Origin of the sequence: Desulfolithobacter dissulfuricans (assembly GCF_025998535.1) — a bacterium.
GTDB lineage: Bacteria > Desulfobacterota > Desulfobulbia > Desulfobulbales > Desulfobulbaceae > Desulfolithobacter > Desulfolithobacter dissulfuricans.
Map to the genome: position 1 here is coordinate 3,439,236 of NZ_AP024233.1, position 12,644 is coordinate 3,451,879.

General features: G+C 59.3%; 10 protein-coding genes. 5 read left to right on the top strand and 5 right to left on the bottom strand.

From position 1 onward, the window contains the following. Positions 1-52 precede the first annotated feature (52 nt). From GF1_RS15415 to ltrA, 4 genes are all read left to right on the top strand, one after another. The gene (locus GF1_RS15415) at positions 53-2,578 is read left to right on the top strand and encodes an intermembrane phospholipid transport protein YdbH family protein (RefSeq protein WP_267927442.1); all 2,526 of its coding nucleotides are present in this window, start codon (positions 53-55) and stop codon (positions 2,576-2,578) included. Between the two features lie 188 nt (positions 2,579-2,766). Next, on the top strand, positions 2,767-2,961 hold the full coding sequence (locus GF1_RS15420) for a YnbE family lipoprotein (RefSeq protein WP_267927443.1): 195 nt from the start codon (positions 2,767-2,769) through the stop codon (positions 2,959-2,961). 53 nt (positions 2,962-3,014) lie between these two features. Further along, positions 3,015-3,401, top strand: a complete 387-nt coding sequence (locus GF1_RS15425; protein ID WP_267927444.1) for a YdbL family probable chaperone protein — start codon at positions 3,015-3,017, stop codon at positions 3,399-3,401. 789 nt (positions 3,402-4,190) lie between these two features. Then, on the top strand, positions 4,191-5,459 hold the full coding sequence (gene ltrA, locus GF1_RS15430; RefSeq protein ID WP_267926063.1) for a group II intron reverse transcriptase/maturase: 1,269 nt from the start codon (positions 4,191-4,193) through the stop codon (positions 5,457-5,459). Between the two features lie 86 nt (positions 5,460-5,545). Here ltrA and GF1_RS15435 read toward each other — a convergent pair whose 3' ends face one another. Beyond that, a complete protein-coding gene (locus GF1_RS15435; RefSeq protein ID WP_267927445.1) occupies positions 5,546-6,475 on the bottom strand; it encodes a DMT family transporter in 930 nt (309 codons plus the stop codon). 186 nt (positions 6,476-6,661) lie between these two features. On the opposite strand from GF1_RS15435, the gene GF1_RS15440 reads away from it, so the two are divergent. Continuing rightward, complete coding sequence (locus GF1_RS15440; RefSeq protein ID WP_267927446.1) at positions 6,662-7,159, top strand: hypothetical protein; 498 nt, start codon at positions 6,662-6,664, stop codon at positions 7,157-7,159. 316 nt (positions 7,160-7,475) lie between these two features. Here the strand turns inward: GF1_RS15440 and GF1_RS15445 are convergent, their stop codons facing one another. The 4 genes from GF1_RS15445 to GF1_RS15460 all read right to left on the bottom strand — a co-directional run bounded on the left by GF1_RS15445 (position 7,476) and on the right by GF1_RS15460 (position 12,633). Further along, positions 7,476-8,639: an ABC transporter substrate-binding protein gene (locus tag GF1_RS15445; protein WP_267927447.1), complete on the bottom strand. Its 1,164-nt coding sequence runs from the start codon at positions 8,637-8,639 to the stop codon at positions 7,476-7,478. A gap of 121 nt (positions 8,640-8,760) precedes the next feature. After that, complete coding sequence (locus GF1_RS15450) at positions 8,761-10,872, bottom strand: ATP-binding cassette domain-containing protein (RefSeq protein WP_267927448.1); 2,112 nt, start codon at positions 10,870-10,872, stop codon at positions 8,761-8,763. Then, entirely contained in the window at positions 10,869-11,642 is a 774-nt protein-coding gene (locus GF1_RS15455; protein ID WP_267927449.1) for an ABC transporter ATP-binding protein, read from the bottom strand. Before GF1_RS15455 ends, GF1_RS15450 begins: the two co-directional genes overlap by 4 nt. Further along, on the bottom strand, positions 11,617-12,633 hold the full coding sequence (locus tag GF1_RS15460; RefSeq protein WP_267927450.1) for a branched-chain amino acid ABC transporter permease: 1,017 nt from the start codon (positions 12,631-12,633) through the stop codon (positions 11,617-11,619). The genes GF1_RS15455 and GF1_RS15460 overlap by 26 nt, the downstream gene beginning before the upstream one ends. Positions 12,634-12,644 lie beyond the last annotated feature (11 nt).

Below are 12,644 nucleotides of genomic sequence, written 5' to 3' on the forward strand. Positions count from 1 at the left end.
TTTTTTGACAGTCAGGGGTTGCCTGTCCTTTACCTGAAACTGGAAACCGGTCATGCGTCGATTCGCTGGTCTTCTCCTGCTGATCCTGGTTGTGGCCGGCGGCGTGCTCTGGCTGGAGCGCGCCCGGCTGGTCTCCTCCCTGGCGACCAGCCTCCTCGGGCGGGCCGGGTTTTCCCGGGTCCAGGTGGTGGTCTCGGACCTGGACTCCACCTCGTTTTCCATCGACCGGCTGCGCCTCACCGCGGTTGTACCCGGCGGTAGCCTTCATCTCCGGCTCAGCGGCCTGTACGCCACCTATCGGCCGAACACTGTATGGAAGAGGAAACGGCTTGAGCAGGTCACCGTCCGCTCGGCCATTCTCGAGTTTCAGCCCCGGGCAACCACCTCGACCCGGGAGCCCATGGATCTCTCCGGTCTCCGGACCCTGATCCGGGGTGGCTGGCTGGAGCGGCTTCCCCTGCAATACCTCCGTATCGACCGTCTTGTTTTCCGCGGTCTGCCCGGTCTGCCTCCTGGCAACCTGGTGGTCAACCTCACTATCCGCCATGACCCAGGCCGTCTCTCAGCCGATGTCGCCCTGCCATCCATCCGCCGCAACCTCCACCTTTCCCTGGCCAGGGAGCAGGGGCTGGAAGTCCGGCTGATTCTCAAGTCCCGCTATCATCCCGCCGTCACCCTGGCCCTTCAGGAAGAGCAGGGTGAGCGACTTGCATTTGTCTGGCAGGGAAACCTGGACGCGGTCCGGGAATGGCTTGCACCGCTCTATCCTCTGCCCCCTCTTGGTGGCGATTTCCAGGGCCAGGCGAGCCTGCCGCTCGCTCCCGGCTCCGGGTTGGCGCTCCGGGTCGATACCCGGGCCGACAAGCTGCAGGTACCAGGTTTTGATATCGGCTCCCTCAACCTGGTCGGAACCCTGGAGTTCACCGGTAAAGAGAAAGAGGATTTCGGGATCAGGTTTGGCCGTGACCTGCATCTCGAGCTCCAGGATCTGCGCCGATCCGCTCTTCATATAGGCCGGGTCAGTCTGGGCCTGGCCGGGCGGGTGGAACGGATTGACGGCCACTGGCAGGTGCGACTGGATCCGGAGAACCACTGGCAGGTCACAGGGCTGACCCGGGATAAACTGGAGCTGGCCAGGGTCACGGTCCGACCAAGTCTTCGGCTAGCCCTGGAGGACAAGCAGTGGCACCTTGAGCTGGGCCAGGATTTCCAGGTCCAGGCCTCGGGGTGCCGACTGGACACTCTCCGGGCCGATGAGTTGCGGCTCTACCCGGCACAGGACGCCAGTATCCTCTGGGCAACCGGATCACCGTTTTCCTGGCAGGTGGCATCCTCCAGCTGGATGTTGGGCACGACCGGCGCTGGCCGCGCACCATGGCAGGTTCAGGCGGCCGAGCCCCTGGATATTCGAATCGATGTTCTGGAAGGTACGGGTAGTTCCTGGAAAGTAGAGGCAGCTATCCGCAGTCCGCAGTTGTCCATCGGCGGGCCTTATGCCACAACCCTGACGAATCTTGAAGGCACCTTCCGGGGCGATGACCGCCACCTCCTTTTCGAGATGGCTCTGTCGCCGGAGCTCCTGCCGGGAAGGCTGGTCATGACCCTGGACCTGGAATCGAAAACCGGGCGGACGCACGGCGAGTTCAGGACAACGGAGCCCATTGTTCCCGCTCAGGACAGTCCACTCAGCCGTCTGGTCACTCCCTGGCCGGTACCTGTGGATCTGGTGCAGGGGGAACTGAAGCTCGATGGCGTCTTTTCGCGTACTCCGGCCGCCGGATCGCGGTGCACCACCAGTGTCAGAATCTCTGGCGGCAAAGGTGTGGTCGGCAAGGGAATTCATTTTTCTGGCCTGGATCAGGAAGTGCGGCTGCGTCTGGTTCCCGGGCCCGCCACCCTGCGGCCCGGTTCGGTGCGCTGCGAAAAAATTGTGCTGCCGGGAAGGATCGAGCTGACTGGAGTGGAGGCCTTCACAGAGCTGCAGACCGGGAAGGACGGCGGCCTGGAGCTGGTCCTTGAAAACCTGCATGCCACGCTTTTCAACGGGCTTATAACCACCCCGCGGATCACCTATGTCCTGGATAACCGTTCGGCTGATTTCACCCTGACCCTGCGTCATCTGGATCTGGAAGAGATCCTCAAAGTCTACCCGGTATCCGACCTGCAGGTGCGCGGCCGGGTCGGCGGCCTGCTGCCGGTGCGGCTCCGGGGCAGCGAGGTAACTGTTACTGACGGGCGGCTGGTTGCCGAGCCCCCGGGCGGAGAGATCAGGTACCGGCCCCGGAATTCCGGGGTAAGCGACCAGGGGCTCACCGGGATTACCCTCAGGGCCCTGAGGGAACTCCATTACCGGGACCTGGAAATCGAAGTCGGTTATCTCCCGGACGGAACCCTGGATCTCAACTTCCATTTCAAGGGCACCAGCCCGGAACTGGATGCCCGCCGGCCGGTGCATCTCAATATAAACACCAGTCAGAATCTGCTTTCTCTCCTGCGGAGTCTGCGCTATACAGAAGAGATAGACACGGATATATCCAGACGGGTTGAAGAGGGGTACGGCAATGGTCAGGAGCGCTGACCTGCAACCCGGAACAAGGCTAATGGCAGCCTTGAAAAATTAGGATTTTCGTTTGAAATCAAGGCATGTGAAAAATTTTACCGCAGGCATCTAGCTGATATTCCGAGGATAAAATTTTGAGCATAACGCTGAGATCAGGCGAAAAGACAATTTTTCTCGGTCGCCTAATGTTGAGACGAGGGATCATAATGCTGCATTACAAAAGATACACCTGTCTTTTCTGCCTGGTCGCTCTGGCGGCGGGATGTTCGCCCACCGTGCGGGTGGAAGCGCCCCGGGAACCGATCACCATCAATATGAATATCAAGATCGAGCATCAGATCCGGGTGAAGATCGACCGGGAAATCGACCAGGTTCTCAGCGAAGACAGTGGTCTGTTCTGATACGTTATTGCCGCCGATACAGGCGGAAAGCAGGAAATAATCGGAGGTTGCACATGAAACATCTGTTCAGACATCTTTCCATCGCAGGCCATGGCCACACTTCCCGGCTGCTGTCCGGACTGGCGGCCCTGCTGCTGGTCGTCTCCATCATGCTGCTGGCCGGACCGGGGCTGGCCATCGACCTGCAGAGCGCCAAGGATCAGGGACTGGTGGGGGAAACACCTTCCGGCTATCTGGAAGCGGTGGGAACGCCGACCGCGGAGGTTGCCAGCCTGGTTACGACTATCAACGAAAAACGACGGGCCAGGTATCTGGAGATAGCCAAAAAAAACGGCACCGACCTGGCGGTGGTGGAAAAGCTGGCCGGTAAAAAGGCCATTGAAAAGACCCGGCCAGGCAACTACATCAAGGTCAACGGCAAGTGGGTCCGGAAAAAATAGACGTCCCTGCCCGGACGTTTCGAACGCGGCGACATGGACTGGTTCCATGGCCGCGTTTTTTAGTTTGCCCGGCATGGCGGGCAAACCCAGCCTGTGTTAAGCAGGCGTCACCCTGACCAGGGGAAGACAATCCGAATCGTAAGGGCGTTGCTGGTAACGGCAGGGTCTGAAGGAAGCGATAGGAAGTGAGCGGCACATAGCGCAAGCGAACCTGATTCGGCGTATCAGGAGGGTAAGCGTCCTAAATAGCGCGAAGCCCGATACCTGGTCAGTCCTGATACGTGATTGAGGATGTGGTCGCTCACAGGGAGTTCGCCTTAACCGGGGAAGCCTTGCACTGTTTCCGCATTAAGCGGAAAAAGAGAAGCACAAGGAGAAATCCAAGGCGGATCGAAGCGGTGTGAGGTGGCAGATGATTCCGTAGTAGTGATGAAATTCCGGCCTGTGAAGCCTGGTAACAGTGTGGAGGATAAAACCGGGATGACCCAACGGCCTGGTTCGTTGGGGGCAGTTATGAGCCAAAAGCCATATCTGTTGCGAAGGGATGAAGTTTATTTGAAGGTTTTCCGGAATCTATGGACACCTGGCAGACTGAACACAAGCCGTCCGACGGGACGGGGCACGCTATCGGCGGTATGCCGTGACAGGTCCTCTGCCGATTTTGGCCGTTCATCGGAGTAGATGGGAGTGTTGATCGTATATTGCCCATGAGGATAGAAAGCGGTCGCGCCCATTGAAGAACCGAAGTCTCCACGTGGAAATAGAGGAAGGGAAACGCAGGACAGGAGCATGGTTGACGTCTGGTACAGCCTATATGATCGAATGCTGAGCCGGGAGAACCTGGTCAAGGCATTCTACAAGGTGAAATCCTCGAAAGGAGCTGCCGGTATAGACGGCCAGTCCATCGATGATTTTGCCGGATCACTTGCGACCAATATCGATCATCTCCTGACGGAACTGCAGGACAAGAGCTACCAGCCGCTGGCCGTGCGACGGGTGGAGATCCCGAAGCCGAACGGCGGGAAACGGCTACTCGGCATACCTGCAGTCCGTGACCGTGTGGTACAGCAGGCCCTGCTGGATATACTTCAACCAATATTTGACCGCGATTTCCATCCGTCGAGCTACGGCTACCGTCCTGGTCGGAGTTGTCACCAGGCAATCAGCAAAGCCACGATGTTCATCCGGACGTACGAGCGGAAATGGGTAGTGGACATGGATCTGTCGAAATGCTTCGACACGTTGAACCATGACCTGATCCTTGCCTCGTTCCGTCGCCGGGTCAGCGATGGAAGTATTCTTGGTCTGCTGGAGAAGTTTTTGAAAAGCGGTGTTCTGACAGGAGATGGTTGGCAGGCCAGCGAGGTCGGCAGTCCGCAGGGCGGAGTTATCAGCCCGTTGATTGCCAACGTATACCTTGATTCCTTCGATCAGTTTATGAAGAATCGTGGCCACCGCATCGTCCGCTATGCGGACGACATCCTGATCCTGTGCCAGTCAAAGAGCGCAGCCGAAAATGCACTGAACCAGGCCAGTCGTTATCTTGAAGAAGAACTGCTGTTGACCGTCAACCAGGAAAAGACCCATATAAGCCACAGCCTCAAAGGGATTAAATTTCTTGGAGTTTGTATCCACTCCGTGATGACCCGAATACAGCGAGGCAAGGTGAGGGCCTTCAAGGCAAAGGTCAAGGCGATGACCCGGCGTAACTCCCCGGTGAACCTTGAGAAGGTGATAGCCGACCTCAACCGGTTGCTGAGGGGTTTTGCCAACTACTTTCGGATAGCGAACTGCAAGGGTGAGTTTTCTCGGCTGATGAGGTGGATCAGAAGACGGCTGCGTGCTGTTCAGTTGAAGCTGTGGAAAAAGCCGTGCAGGCTACACCGCAGACTGAGACAGCTGGGCTATAGAGGAGAGTTCAAAAGTATCAAGATGAACTCCTGGGCCAATGCAGCAAGTCCACTGAGCCATTATGCCCTTCCCAACAGCTGCCTGCATGGGGAAATGGGGCTCTTTGACCTCGCATCTGTACAGACCGGAATTTCTGTTTCAGTATGAAGGAAAAATAAACAGGAGCCGTATACGAGGCCCGTACGTACGGTTCTGTGAGAGGGATGAGGCAAGCTTAATTACCTTGCCTCACCCTACTCGATTTTCGTTTGTACTTCTTTCCCTGCTGGCGGGGGCCAGAGCTGGGAGATGAGCATCCCGCAGAGCATGAAACCGCAGCCGTAAATGGCCCGGAAGGTGAGGTGTTCGTCCAGGAGCAGCCAGCCGCCCAGGGCACCGAACACAGTTTCCAGGCTCAGGAGAATGGCGGCATGGGCCGGGTGAGCCTTCTGCTGGACCACCACCTGGAGGGTGTAGCCCACCCCCACGGAACAGACCCCGCCATAGAGGATGGGAATGGCTGCCTGCCGGATCCCATGGAGGGTGATCTCCTCAATGACCAGACCGATACAGAGGCTGAAGAGACCGCAGACCGCGAACTGGATCATGGCCAGACGGATGGCATTGGTCCGCGGTGAGAGCCAGGACAGGGCCAGGACATGGATGGCCCAGAACAGGGCTCCGGCGGTTACCAGGATATCGCCCGGGTTGATCTCAAGACTTTCCGGTACCGAGAGAAAGTAGAGGCCCACGGCCGCGCTCACCGCGCCGATCCAGGTCCCCCGGTTGGTGCGCTGCCCCATGAACAGGCCGAGAATGGGCACCAGCACCACGTAGAGGCCGGTGATGAACCCGGCCTTGCCGGCGGTGGTGTACTGCAACCCGAGCTGCTGCAGGGTGGCGCCACCAAAAAGGATTACACCGGCAATGAGACCACCGGCCAGGGGCCGGATCCGCTGGTGCGGCGGGATGGCCTGGTTCCAGGCAGTGGGGGAGAGAACCGCGTTTTTCCGGCTCAGGGGTACCAGGCACAGGGAGCCGAGCAGGAACCGGATACCGTTGTAGGTATAGGGCCCCACCGATTCCATGCCGGCCCGCTGGGCGACAAAACCAAAGCCCCAGATGGCTGCCACCAGCAGGAGCAGCAGGTCTGATATGATGATGTCTCTTTTTTCCCCTTGCATTCTCGGGTTAGTCCTGTTTTTCTGTGAGGTTGTCCGGAGGTGTCGTGTTTTGGCAACATCACCGCCCGGTTCAGGAGTTGATATTCAACTTCTGCCAGAGCAGGGGAGTATAGCCGGAACGCGGGAAAAATGCTGTGGCAGCCGGGAAAAAGTCTGCAAGAAAAAACCCTGAGGAGATAAGTGAACATGCGTGCAATGATTCGATTCACAGTTGCGTTGCTCCTGGTCCTGCCGGTCTTGAGCGGGTGCGGTAAAAAAGACTTGCTGCCCGGCTACCAGGGGCCTGCGTATCCACCCACACGCGATGTGAAGGTGATATTCCAGTACACTCAGGCTCCTGAATCCTGCCGGGTTTTTACCCATGCTCTGGTGCAGTTGCCTTCCGGTTATGACGGGGCCCTGATAGCAGCCACGGTCGCGAATGAGGCGTCCAGGCGCGGAGCCAATATGGTGCTGGTTGGTAACACCCGTGAGACAGAGAAGATCAAAAAAGCTCTTTTTATCTACTATCCACCGGAACAGGAGTATAACTGCCGGCAGGACTGGTGTGGCTGGAAGTTCGGCTACGACATCTGGAAGGATCTCGGTCAGTGGGTTTCGCTGGGAGCCAGGGAATGGGACAACCCGAGGGTCAGCTTTGACAAACCGCTGGTCATCCAGCTGGCTTTTCTCCGCTGCCAATGAACTAACCCGCATATTTCACAAGTGATCTACTGCAAGGCCTGAAAACACCTTGCCTGCTGCGTCACAGCTTCAAAAAGAGTCCTCGAAATATTTCAATATGTCTGCGGCTCTTTTTGAAACTGTTCCTCGAAGGTCTCACTTCGTTCGCTATCTACATCCACGGCGTTTTCAGGCCTTTCGTGACGATCATTGTGAAATATGCGGGCTAACCAAAAATCTGCTGACATGCCAACTACGCGAGATAACTTCAAGGCTGTATCCGGGGTAACACGGCGGCGTCGGAATCGGGACAGGTCTTGAGACCTGCCCCGGAGTTTCAGTCGGCAAGGATGAATTTCTGATTCTTTACCTGGAGAATGACCATGGAGTCCACGTCGAGGCCGTTGTGATCCTCGGGGGTGATGTTGTATGTGCCCGAGACTCCAACATAACCGGTGGTATTCTCGATGGCGCGGCGCAGGGCCTTGGGATCGGTGCCGGCCTTTTTCATTGCATTGGCGACAATGGTGATCGCGTCCCAGGCATAGCCGGAATGGGTGTTGATGGGGAACTGTTTGTCGTAATGGTAGACGTCCCGGTACAGGTGGACAAAGTTTTTGATCACCGGTTTCTGGGGATCGGAGTCGGGCAGCTGGTCCACCACCATCAGCTTGGTGGCGGGCATCCTGTCGCCCTCCGAGGCCTTGCCGGCCAGCTCGATATACTTGGGATCAGGCAGGCCGTGGCACTGGAAGAGCGGCAGGTCGATGCCGAGCTGGACCTTGTTCTTGGCGACAATGGCCCCGGCCGGACCGATGGTCCAGCAGATGATGGCCTGGGGTGCGGCGTTCTTGATCTTGGTCAGCTGGGCGGTCATGTCGGTATCCTTGGGGCCGAAGGACTCCTGGGCGACAATGGTCAATCCGTACTCGGGAGCCAGCTTTTTCAGCCACCGGGCGCCGTCCTTACCGAAACCGTCCGCCGCCGTAAGGAGCGCCACCTTGGTCAGTCCCTTGTCCCGCAGGTACATGTAGAGCCGCTTGACAGCGATGGAGGAGCGCTGGGGTGACTTGAAGACATAGGCATAGGAGCCGAACTTGCCGCCCATGATCACCGGATCGCCGCCTACGGTCATGAAGGTGGGCATGCCCGCCTTTTCGACGATTTTCTTGATATTCATGCCACTGCCGGTACGGGTGGGTCCGACAATGGCTGCCACCTTGTCCTTGTAGATGAACTTTTTGGCAATGGAGGCGGCCTTGGCCGGGTTACCTTCGGTGTCGCCGATAACCAGCTCTATTTTTTTCCCGTTGACCCCGCCTTCCTTATTGATCTTGTCCACCACCATCTCTGCCACCAGTTTGGTGGGGGTGCCGATGAAACTTGCCGGACCTGAAAGGTCAAAAAGCGCGCCCAGTTTGATGGTGTCTCCGGCAGATGCCGGCCCGGCCAGCAGAACGATCAGCAGGAACGCCGCGGCCTGGAAAATGGATCTGTACATGTTTCCCTCCTTATGCTGTTTTGTTGTTTTACCCAGTAATCAAGCTGTGATGGCGTCGTAGCCATTTTTAATTTGTGATGGACTTTTTACGAGTCCATCAAGCTGGGAGCTATCTGGTCGTTCAGACAATATCATCCTTGATCCGGTTGTCAAAAATACGCTGGCTCTTGCGCTGGGAGCGGGGCAGGGAGCCGTAGTCCACGATCTCCACTTCCGTGGTGACCAGGAGCTGGCGTTTGATCTGGTGCACGGTCTCCTTCATCAGTTCCATGCGCCGCTCCGGGCCCACCCCTTCGCCCTGTTCGACGATCAGTTTCATGAAGTCCCGGCCACTGGCATCGTCCCGGGTCAGGTGGACCTGGTATTCCGAGCCCAGGCCCGGGATGCCGGAGAGAATGGCATCGATGCTGGAGGGGTAGATGTTGACCCCGCGGAACTTCATCATGTCGTCACTGCGGCCCTTGATCCGTGAATGGCGGGGCAGGATGGAGCCGCAGCTGCAGCGGCCGGGGATGATCCGGGTGATGTCCCGGGTCCGGTAGCGGATCAGTGGGGCAGCCTCCTTGCACAGGGTGGTGACTACCATCTCGCCCCATTCGCCGTCTTCCACCGGCTCCAGGGTGTCGGGGTCGAGGATTTCCAGGATGTAGTAGTCGGCCCAGTAGTGGATGCAGTCGTGCTCCGGGCATTCCATGCCGGTGCCCGGGCCGTAGAGTTCGGTCATACCGGGGATGTCGAACAGTTCAGCCCCGCCAAAAAGCTCGGAGATCTTCTTGCGCATGGAGACCGACGAGCGCTCGGAACCGTAGATGACCTTCTGGATGTTGATCTTGTCGGCTATGCCCCGCTTGTGGATTTCCTCGGCCATGAGCAGGGCCATGGAGGCGGTGGAACAGAAGACCGTGGACTGGAAATCGAGCAGGAACTGGCACTGCATGTCGATGTTGCCAGGCCCAACCGGTACGGCCATGGCCCCGATTTTTTCACAGCCCAGCTGAAAGCCCATACCAGCGGTCCAGACACCATAGCCCACCGCGATCTGGACCCGGTCGAGCGGGGTGACCCCGGCCATCTCGTAGGCCCGGGCGAAAAAGGAGATCCAGTCGTCCACGTCCTTCTGGGTATAGGCCAGGACCTTGCGCTTGCCCGTGGTCCCGGAGCTGGCATGGATGCGGACGATCTGTTCAAAGGGGACCGAGCGCAGCGGGAAGGGATAGCCGTCTTTCAGGTCCTCGGCGGTGGTGAAGGGCAGCCGGCGCAGGTCGGCCAGACTGGTGATATCGCCTGGCCGGATACCGGCCTCCTCCAGCCGCGTGCGGTAGAAGCTCGAGCCGTTGAAGGCGTGGTTGACGGTCCACTGGAGGCCCCGGAGCTGGTGCTCCCTGAGTTCCTCCTCGGTGGTAAAGGATGGCATGAAGGATTGTGTACTCATATCAGGTTTCTCCAGGCGTATATTGGTCAGTCCTGCCGCCCCGATCCGACTGGCCTCGGGCCGGTCCTCGCTGCCAGCCCCTAAAAAGGCCCTTCGCAGGCGGGAATCGGCCAGCAGCCGGTCGGAGTCACCCTGGTGGACAATCTTCCCGCCGGCCAGCAGGTAGGCCTTTTTCGAGGCTTCCAGGGCTCTGGCGGCGTTCTGTTCCACCAGCAGGATCGTGACCCCGGAACGGGACAGCTGGTGTATGGTGTCAAATATAATATCGGTGATCAGCGGGGCCAGCCCCAGGCTTGGCTCGTCCAGGAGCAGGACCCGTGGCCTGGCCATGAGCGCCCGGCCCATGGCCACCATCTGCTGCTCTCCCCCGGACAGGGTCCCGGCCTGCTGCTCGATGCGTTCGGCCAGCCTGGGAAAGCGGCTGAGCACCTCCTCCATCCGGCGGTTTATCTCGCTGCGGCCAAGCTTCAGGGCCAGGACGCCCAGCTCCAGGTTTTCCCGTACGGTCAGGGTGCCGAACAGTTCCCGGCCCTCCGGCGACAGGGCCATACCCCGGCGGACCATGCCCACGGCCGAAGTCCGGGTCACATCCCGGCCGTCGAAGAGGATGGTTCCGCGGCTGGGACGGAGCAGGCCCATGATCGCCCGGAGCAGGGTGGTCTTTCCGGCCCCGTTGGCCCCCACCAAGGCCACGGTTTCCCCCTCCCGGACCTCCAGGTCAACACCGAACAGGGCCTGGGCCGCGCCGTAATGGACCTCCAGGTCGCTGACCCGGAGTATGGGGCTTGGTGCCTTGTTCATGCCGCCCTGCCTGTTGTGCCGAGATACGCTTCCAGGACCAGGGGATTGGTCCGGACCTCTTGCGGGGTGGAGCGGGCGATACAGCGGCCGGAGTCCAGGACCACCACGTGATCCGATATCCGCATCACCAGTTCCATGTCGTGTTCCACCAGCAGCATGGTGAAGCCGGCCTGGCGCATCTGCTTGAGCAGGACCGCGATCCGCCCGGTTTCCTCCTGGTTGAGCCCGGCCACCGGCTCGTCCAGGAGGACCAGATCCGGCTCCGAGACAAAGGCCCGGGCCATTTCCACCTTTTTCCGGTCCCCGTAGGGCAGGACTGAGATGGGCCAGTCTGCCCGGCCGGAAAGCCCGAACCGGTCCAGCATCTCCAGGGCCCGGAGGCGGAAGAGTCGTTCCCGGCTGCGGAGCGACGGCAACCGGAGCATGGCACCGGTGAACGAGCTGGAGGCCTGGACCGTCAGGCCGCAGAGGATGTTGTCCAGTACCGACATGGTGGGCAGGATTCGCAGGTTCTGGAAGGTTCTGGCAATGCCCTGGCGGGCGATGACGTGTGGCTCCAGCCCGGCAATATTTTTTTTCTGTCTGTCGCCGAACAAAATTTCTCCGTCATCGGGTGGGATCACCCCGGTGATGCAGTTGATCAGGGTGGATTTTCCCGCGCCGTTGGGGCCGATGAGGGCGGTTATGGTCCCCTTTTTCACCGAAAAAGAGACCTTGTCCAGGGCGGGCAGGCCGCCGAACCGTTTACTGACCTTGTTCAGGGAGAGCATCTTGTCGTACTTCCTGCGCCTCTGTCCGGGCCCGTTTGAGCGCCAGGCGGGTCATGATGATGTCCTTGATCCCGGTGACAAAACCCCGCGGCAAAAAGAGCAGGATCAGGACCAGGATCAGGCCGTGGATAATATCCCGATAGGTCTCGAATATATCGAGAAACTCGGGGAGAATGGTCAGCAGTCCGGCCCCCAGCAGGCTGCCCCAGATGGAGCCCATGCCGCCGACCACCACCATGATGACGAAATCCACCGAAGCAAAGATACCAAAGGTATCTGGATTGACAAAGGAAAAGCAGTGGGCATAGAGGCTGCCGGCCAGCGAGGCGAAGACCGCAGAAAGGACAAACACCTTGATCTTGCTCTTTTTGATATCCACCCCCAGGACCGAGGCGGCCCGCTCGTCGGCGGCCAGGGCGGCCAGGCCACGTCCCACGCCGCTGCGCACCAGGTTGAGACACAGGGTGCAGAGAACCAGGGCAAAGCCCCAGACCACATAATGGAACCGGACCTCGTCGTCCAGTTCCAGGCCGAAAATCGACAGCGGTGGAATACCGGCAAAGCCCGACGGACCGCCGGTGACCTCGTCCCACTGGACCAGGACCGTGTAGATGACGATGTTGAATCCCAGGGTGGCCATGGCCAGGTAGTGGCCGGAAAGGCGCAGGACCGGCAACCCGATCACCAGTGTCACCAGGGCCACGCCCAGGGCTGTCAGACCCATGGCCAGCCAGGGCCAGATACCGAAGTAGACCGTGAGCAGGGCCGAGCCATAGGCCCCGAGGCCGAAAAAGGCGGCATGGCCAAGCGATATCTGGCCGGCATAGCCGATGAACAGGTTCAACCCCAGGACCACGATCACGTTGATGGCCACCATGTTGGTGAGCCCCAGGATATAGGGGTTGTCCTGGACCAGGGGAAACAGGGCCAGGACCAGGGTCAGGATCCAGACCAGCAGTCCGGTGCGGTGCAACCGGAGAAAGTATGTCATCCGGTCACGGC